This is a genomic window from Flavobacterium sp. (genome assembly GCF_044357305.1).
Taxonomy (GTDB): Bacteria; Bacteroidota; Bacteroidia; order Flavobacteriales; family Flavobacteriaceae; genus Flavobacterium.
Window position 1 is genome coordinate 37,632 of sequence record NZ_JBIKPS010000026.1, and the last position, 6,406, is coordinate 44,037.

Sequence of the window (6,406 nt, forward strand, 5' to 3'; positions counted from 1 at the left end):
GTTTTTCTCAAAATATATTGTGCTTTTTTTAAGGAGTTTGAATAGCAATAGGCAACATAAATTGGCAACGTACTGTTTTCCCGTTTTGTTCTGCTGGGCTCCATTTTGGGCAATTTTTTAAAATTCGTATTGCTTCTTCTCCTGAACCATAGCCAATATCTTTAAGCACTTTGATGTCGGTAATAGATCCGTCTTTTTCAACAACAAAAGATATTAATAATTTTCCTTTTAATCCAGGAACATCTGGTGATCGGTAGTTTTTGGCGATGTATTCATAAAATTTATTTAAACCTCCTTTAAATTCTGGTTTCACTTCTATTCCTCCAGAATTGTAAATTGAATTATCTTCGTTTGGTTGGGCTTTAGACGAATCTGTTTGGGATTGTGCATTTTGAAAAGCACAAAAAACGAGTATTAGTAATATTATTTTTTTCATTGATTCACGTTATTAAATCGATTGTTACTATTTTTGATGACAGTATTTTAATCTTCTTCCACATTATTTATGCTTACTGGTAGTGTAAATTTTGTTTTAACTGGTTTGCCATCTTTAACTGCTGGAGTCCATTTTCCACTGCTTTTCTTTAGAACTCTTATTAATTCTTCTGCGGATCCATGCCCTAAATCTTTAACAATTATAAAATCACTTAAACTACCATCTTCATTAACAACAAAGCTCACTATTACTTTGCCCTTTAAACCAGGTGTATTTGGTGGTCTATAATTTTCATGCAGAAATTTATTGAATTTACTTATTTTAGAAGAAATTTGTTTGTCATTTTCATTTAAATCGTCAACTTTAATTGTCTTATTTGAAACTGATAATGAATCTTGGTTATTAACATCAGACTCTTTTATAATATTAAGTGGTTTGACGACTTGAGCTTCTTTTTCTTTAAAATTCAAAGGAAACCTTATTGCTACACTAAACGGATTTCCTCCTCTTAAGGCAGGCTTCCATTTAGGGGCAGATTTTAATACTCTAATTATTTCAGTTGCTGCTTCGATAGATGCAAATTGAATAACTCTAATGTTTTTTATTTCGCCAAACTCGTCTACTGTGAAAGCAGTAACCATTGTGCCTGGTTTGGTAACTTTAGAAAAATCGAAATTCTTGTTGACGTAATCGTAAAAAATATCCAAACCACCATCGTTAAATTTTGGCATAATCACATCGGGTGGATATACATCTTGGTATTCTGCACCTTGGCTGTAGTTCAATTGACTCAAGAATAACAACAACAATAGAATAAACTTTCTCATCTGCAAAATTTATGGTATATTCAAATATTTATGGGTTTGTAAGGAAACTCTCCATTTGGGATGGTTCATTACATAGTCTACAATGAGCGGGGTCATTTCTTCTTTTTTACTCCATTCTGGTTGTAAAAAAAGTATTGCGTTTGGATTCACTTTTTCGGCTTGCTCTTCGGCAAAAATGAAATCGTGCTTGTTGTAGATGATTACTTTTAGTTCGCTTGCTATTTGGTAAGCGCTTTCTACTGGAAGTTTGTTTTTCTTTGGAGAAAGACAAAACCAATCCCAGGTTCCCGTTACGGGGTAACAACCTGAAGTTTCGATATGTACTTTAAGATTTTGCTCTTTTAACCTACTAGTAAGTAAGTTCATGTCCCAAGTTAATGGCTCTCCACCGGTTATTACAACGGTATCTGCATATTTTTTGGCATTGGAAACAATAATATCTATTTGGGTTGGGGGATGCAATTCGGCATTCCAACTTTCTTTTACGTCGCACCAATGGCAACCTACGTCGCAACCACCTATACGAATGAAGTAGGCAGCAGTACCGGTATGAAATCCTTCGCCTTGAATGGTGTAGAATTCTTCCATTAAGGGTAACATTTCGCCTTTATCGACTGCTATTTGTATGTGTTTTTCTAGCATTTTTTTTTAAGATTCTAAGTGTCTGAGTTGCTAAGGTACTAAGGTTTTTTCTTTTTGCTCGCAAAGGCGCTAAGTCGCAAAGTTTCTCTAGTTTATTATTTGTTACTTTTGAAAACGGAACAAATAAGAAAATGGATTACTTTTTTGTTGCTAAGCGTCTAAGTTGCTAAGGTACTGAGTTTTTTTCTTTTTGCTCGCAAATGCGCTAAGTCGCAAAGGTTTTCTAGTTTATTATTTGTTGTTTTTGAAAACGGAACAAATAAGAAAATGGATTACTCTATAGCCCCGATTGCAGTGGAAATCCTGGCATTGCGACAAGGCAATAGTGCTATTGGATTGCTTCGTTCTTCGCAATGACAGATTGAAACGGAAAGCGGGAATTACCTTAACAAATAAAGCCCAAAACGTTCGCTTCTAATTATCTTCCTCTTTAAATAAAATACCTAACAGGTTGAAAAAACCTGTTAGGATATGAAATTATTTTTCTCTTATGTAAATATCAATTGGCACACCAGAAAATTCCCAGTGTTCCCGAATTTTATTTTCTAAGAATCGTTTGTATGCTTCTTTTACGTATTGTGGCATGTTGGCAAAAAACACAAACTGAGGCGTTGGTGTTGGCAACTGCATGCAATATTTTATTTTTACAAATTTACCTTTTAAGGCAGGTGGCGGATGGTTTTCGATGATTTTCAACATGTAGTCGTTGAATTTGGAAGTCGAAATTCTTTGGCTTCTGTCTTCGAAAACTTTAACGGTTGCTTCTAATGCTTTTAGCAAACGTTGCTTGGTTAATGCCGATACGAAAAGAATTGGCACATCGGTAAACGGTTGCAATTGCTCGCGAATTTTAACTTCGTAGTCGCGGGTTGACATGGTTTCTTTTTCAACCAAGTCCCATTTGTTAACTAGAATCACAACTCCTTTACGGTTCTTTTCGGCCAACCAAAAAATACTTTGGTCTTGTCCTTCAAATCCTCGGGTGGCGTCGATGATCAAGATACAAACATCGGAATGCTCAATGGCACGAACCGAACGCATTACCGAATAAAATTCTAAATCTTCTTTTACTTTGGCTTTTCTACGAATACCTGCGGTGTCCACTAGATTAAATTCAAACCCAAAACGGTCGAATTTAGTATCAATCGAGTCTCTGGTTGTTCCTGCAATATCGGTAACGATATATCTATCTTGTCCTATTAAGGCATTGATGAAACTAGATTTTCCTGCATTAGGACGACCTACTACAGCAAATCTTGGCAATACAATTTCTTCTTGTGTTGGTAGTGGTTTTATTGGGAAGGCATCAATAAGTGCATCCAATAAATCTCCGGTTCCACTCCCTGAAATACTGGCAAAGGTGAAATATTCTCCTAAACCTAAGTTATAAAATTCAATAGCGTCTTTTTCACGCATGGAATTGTCTACTTTATTAACGGCTAACAAAACTGGTTTGGTTACTTTCCGTAGTAATTTGGCCACGGCATCGTCCATTGGGGTAATTCCTTCTTCTACATCTACCACAAAAATAATAACATCGGCTTCGTCAATAGCAAGTTCTACTTGCTTACGGATTTCCGATTCAAAAACGTCATCACTACCACGAATGTATCCGCCTGTGTCAATTACAGAAAATTCTTTTCCGTTCCATTCGCTTTTTCCGTAGTTTCTATCTCTGGTAACACCAGATACCGAATCTACAATAGCTTCTCTTCTTTGTATCAGCCTATTAAAAAGGGTTGATTTCCCTACATTAGGTCTTCCTACTATCGCAACAATGTTATTCATGTGTATTTTTTTTATTTCCTTATTGAATCATTAGAACCTTATAAATTGGAACATTTTTCCAACTTTCTAATTCAGAATGATTTTAAAATAATGTGCAAAGGTACTATTTAGAGATGTAATATCCATTTTTTTACTACATTAGTACTATATAATTTTTTGTTTAATAAAATTTTGGCGTTTATGGAGGTTCCAAAAGAGATGCGTTTGCGCTTGCGTTTTTATAAAGATATCCCCAAAAGCATAGCGGTGGTAAGGCAAAAATTTGAAGATTTTAAAGCAATTTGCCCTGAAGATTATTCTATTAAGGTCAATGAAAATCATATTTGGTTGCACATTGTTGGCGAGAATAAGCAGTATTATTCTCCGCATTTGCATATTGAATTGGAGCAAAATAAGGAAAACGAAACTCACTTAAGATGCCTTTTTGGTCCCGACCCTACTTTATGGACTTTGTTTATGTTTCTTCATTTTATTGTAGGTGGTATCTTTTTAATCTTTGGAATGATTGCTTACTCCAACTTCACAATGAATCAACCCATCTTAATGGACGGCATCATCATGTCAATCCTGGTTATCGTTTGGTTTTTACTGTATTTTGTTGCTAAACAAATACGCGAAAGAGGCAACGACCAAATGCACGATTTAGAAGTTTTAATGGAACAAATAGTGCATTAGTTTTTTTTGAAGCGAAACATTAGGTATTTTCGGCAATGGCAATTCCCGCTATCCATTACAATAAAAAATGTCCCGAAAAGAATCGGGACATTTTTTATTTTCATTACTATCGGGGCTATACAGGTTTTGTCTTTCGTGAAATAAGAATTCTAAAAAACTCTTTCTTAATGAACCTTAATTTCTTAATGGTTTTAAAAAAAAATACCTAACAGGTTAAAAAAACCTATTAGGATAAGCAATATTATTTTGTCTTTTGTGAAATAAGAATTCCAAAAAACTCTTTCTTAATGAACCTTAATTTCTTAATGGTTTAAAATAATACCTAACAGGTTAAAAAAAACCTGTTAGGATATGCAGTAACTATTTTTGGTTATACCCAAAACGACGCAATTGAAATTGATTGTTTCTCCAGTCTTTGTTAACTTTCACAAACAATTCAATATGAATTTGTTTTCCGAAGAATTTCTCTAAATCCTCACGAGATTGCACCCCAACTCTTTTCAGAGCGGCACCTTTATGACCAATGATGATTCCTTTTTGGGTATCGCGTTCCACCATAATAACCGAACGAATTCGGATTATTTTTTCGTCTTCTAAGAATTCTTCCGTTTCAATTTCTACTGAATATGGAATTTCTTTATCGTAGTTCATCAAGATTTTCTCCCGAATAGTCTCGTTTACAAAGAAACGTTCTGGCTTATCGGTTAAAGCATCTTTTGGGTAATAGGCTGGTGATTCTGGTAAAAGTTCTAATATACGAGCAAAAACTTCCTTAACATTAAAGTTTTCTAATGCCGATATTGGGTAAATTTCCGCATTAGGAACTTTCTCTTTCCACATTGCAATTTGATCTTCCAATTGCAATTGGTCCGATTTGTCTATCTTATTTAACAGTAATAAAACTGGAATCTTAGCATTTATAATTTTAGCAAAGAAGGCTTCGTCTTTAAGTTCCGTCTCCCCTATCTCTACCATATAAATTAAAACATCAGCATCTTCAAAAGCAGATTTCACAAAATCCATCATCGATTTTTGCATCTCATAAGCAGGCTTAATGATTCCTGGAGTATCCGAAAGAATGACTTGAAAATCTTCCCCATTTACAATTCCAAGAATTCTATGACGGGTAGTTTGTGCTTTAGAAGTGATTATAGACAACCTTTCTCCAACAAAAGCATTCATTAATGTTGATTTTCCAACGTTTGGATTTCCTATTATGTTTACAAAACCGGCTTTATGCGACATTTATATTGATTTAATTTACTGCAAAGGTAGACATATCAAGTCAATAGAAGAAATAAAATATTTTTTATCTTTTTTGTTGCCAAAGTCAATAAACGTTGTATATTTGCACTCCAATCAACAACAAGATTTAATGATTACCAGTTGATTTTTTTCGCCTAGCGAAATTAGTTCTTAAAAATAATATTTAATCCTATATCGCGGGATAGAGCAGTAGGCAGCTCGTCGGGCTCATAACCCGAAGGTCACAGGTTCGAGTCCTGTTCCCGCTACTAGAAAAGCTTCACAGAAATGTGAGGCTTTTTTGTTTTTATAGAATTACTGCAAGAATAGCAACAACCCTTCATCTTCCCTCTATCATTATAGAGCTTCGGCATGTCATTGTTGAGTTTCGGTAGGTCATTATTGAGTTTCGGTAGGTCATTATTGAGTTTCGGTAAGTCATTGTTGAGCTTCGGTAGGTCATTATTGAGTTTCGGTAAGTCATTATTGAGTTTCGGTAAGTCATTGTTGAGTTTCGGTAGGTCATTGTTGAGTTTCGGTAGGTCATTGTTGAGTTTCGGTAGGTCATTATTGAGTTTCGGTAAAAAAGGCACAAAGGATTGTGTCCTAAAGTTTAAACAATCTAATGACTACTCTCTTAAATCGCCTACTGGGCGGATTCTTTTACTGACCCCTCCTAAAATTACTTGACACTTTTTGTTGTTAATTACTAAATTCTTATGTCAACTAATTTTTAATTTCTAATGTAATATTACATCGTTTTTTATTAATTGCAAAAATTATTTTTTTGCTG

Annotated in this window: 7 protein-coding genes and 1 tRNA gene; 2 read left to right on the top strand and 6 right to left on the bottom strand. The window is 34.5% G+C overall.

The window, feature by feature from the left end:
* Nucleotides 1–28: 28 nt before the first annotated feature.
* The 4 genes from ACIQ2J_RS12870 to der form a co-directional block, all read right to left on the bottom strand.
* On the bottom strand, nt 29–436 hold the full coding sequence (locus ACIQ2J_RS12870; RefSeq protein ID WP_396170486.1) for an energy transducer TonB: 408 nt from the start codon (nt 434–436) through the stop codon (nt 29–31).
* Nucleotides 437–483: 47 nt separating this feature from the next.
* Complete coding sequence (locus tag ACIQ2J_RS12875) at nt 484–1,263, bottom strand: energy transducer TonB (RefSeq protein WP_396170489.1); 780 nt, start codon at nt 1,261–1,263, stop codon at nt 484–486.
* Between the two features lie 9 nt (nt 1,264–1,272).
* A complete protein-coding gene (locus ACIQ2J_RS12880) occupies nt 1,273–1,905 on the bottom strand; it encodes a 7-carboxy-7-deazaguanine synthase QueE (protein WP_396170492.1) in 633 nt (210 codons plus the stop codon).
* Nucleotides 1,906–2,382: 477 nt separating this feature from the next.
* Nucleotides 2,383–3,693 carry a ribosome biogenesis GTPase Der gene (gene der, locus ACIQ2J_RS12885; RefSeq protein ID WP_396170495.1) on the bottom strand — a complete coding sequence of 437 codons (1,311 nt, stop codon included), beginning with the start codon at nt 3,691–3,693 and terminating at the stop codon, nt 2,383–2,385.
* 180 nt (nt 3,694–3,873) lie between these two features.
* Here der and ACIQ2J_RS12890 point away from each other — a divergent pair, with 180 nt between their 5' ends.
* Nucleotides 3,874–4,368 (top strand): hypothetical protein, encoded by a 495-nt coding sequence (locus tag ACIQ2J_RS12890; RefSeq protein WP_396170497.1) that lies wholly within the window; start codon nt 3,874–3,876, stop codon nt 4,366–4,368.
* Between the two features lie 360 nt (nt 4,369–4,728).
* Here ACIQ2J_RS12890 and era read toward each other — a convergent pair whose 3' ends face one another.
* Nucleotides 4,729–5,613, bottom strand: coding sequence for a GTPase Era (era, locus tag ACIQ2J_RS12895; RefSeq protein WP_396170500.1), 885 nt, complete (start codon nt 5,611–5,613; stop codon nt 4,729–4,731).
* Nucleotides 5,614–5,809: 196 nt separating this feature from the next.
* Between era and ACIQ2J_RS12900 the strand changes: the two genes are divergently transcribed.
* Nucleotides 5,810–5,882 (top strand) — tRNA-Met (locus ACIQ2J_RS12900).
* 71 nt (nt 5,883–5,953) lie between these two features.
* Here the strand turns inward: ACIQ2J_RS12900 and ACIQ2J_RS12905 are convergent.
* Nucleotides 5,954–6,181 carry a hypothetical protein gene (locus ACIQ2J_RS12905; protein WP_396170503.1) on the bottom strand — a complete coding sequence of 76 codons (228 nt, stop codon included), beginning with the start codon at nt 6,179–6,181 and terminating at the stop codon, nt 5,954–5,956.
* Between the last annotated feature and the right edge of the window lie 225 nt (nt 6,182–6,406).

What these genes read in the sequence shown, in the direction of transcription:
- ACIQ2J_RS12875 (WP_396170489.1), bottom strand. Translation starts at nt 1,263, where the DNA reads ATGAGAAAGTTTATTCTATTGTTGTTGTTATTCTTGAGTCAATTGAAC.
- ACIQ2J_RS12880 (WP_396170492.1), bottom strand. Translation starts at nt 1,905, where the DNA reads ATGCTAGAAAAACACATACAAATAGCAGTCGATAAAGGCGAAATGTTA.
- ACIQ2J_RS12905 (WP_396170503.1), bottom strand. Translation starts at nt 6,181, where the DNA reads ATGACCTACCGAAACTCAACAATGACCTACCGAAACTCAACAATGACC.
- ACIQ2J_RS12870 (WP_396170486.1), bottom strand. Translation starts at nt 436, where the DNA reads ATGAAAAAAATAATATTACTAATACTCGTTTTTTGTGCTTTTCAAAAT.
- der (WP_396170495.1), bottom strand. Translation starts at nt 3,693, where the DNA reads ATGAATAACATTGTTGCGATAGTAGGAAGACCTAATGTAGGGAAATCA.
- ACIQ2J_RS12890 (WP_396170497.1), top strand. Translation starts at nt 3,874, where the DNA reads ATGGAGGTTCCAAAAGAGATGCGTTTGCGCTTGCGTTTTTATAAAGAT.
- era (WP_396170500.1), bottom strand. Translation starts at nt 5,613, where the DNA reads ATGTCGCATAAAGCCGGTTTTGTAAACATAATAGGAAATCCAAACGTT.